Annotated in this window: 1 rRNA gene; it reads right to left on the reverse strand. The window is 59.3% G+C overall.

Features of this window, described 5'->3' with window-relative positions:
- A 16S ribosomal RNA gene (locus tag IG65_RS0134130) occupies positions 1–386 on the reverse strand; the annotation flags it as partial.

A 386-nucleotide genomic window follows, 5' to 3' on the forward strand; every position in this document is an offset into this window, starting at 1 on the left:
CGCTTTCGCTCCTCAGCGTCAGGTAAGGCCCAGAGAACCGCCTTCGCCACCGGTGTTCCTCCTGATATCTGCGCATTTCACCGCTACACCAGGAATTCCGATCTCCCCTACCGAACTCTAGCCTGCCCGTATCGACTGCAGACCCGGGGTTAAGCCCCGGGCTTTCACACCCGACGTGACAAGCCGCCTACGAGCTCTTTACGCCCAATAATTCCGGACAACGCTTGCGCCCTACGTATTACCGCGGCTGCTGGCACGTAGTTAGCCGGCGCTTCTTCTGCAGGTACACGTCAACTTCGTCCCTGCTGAAAGAGGTTTACAACCCGAAGGCCGTCATCCCCCACGCGGCGTCGCTGCGTCAGGCTTTCGCCCATTGCGCAATATTC

Source organism: Nocardia sp. NRRL WC-3656 (assembly GCF_000720265.1).
GTDB classification, from domain to species: Bacteria; Actinomycetota; Actinomycetes; order Mycobacteriales; family Mycobacteriaceae; genus Nocardia; species Nocardia nova.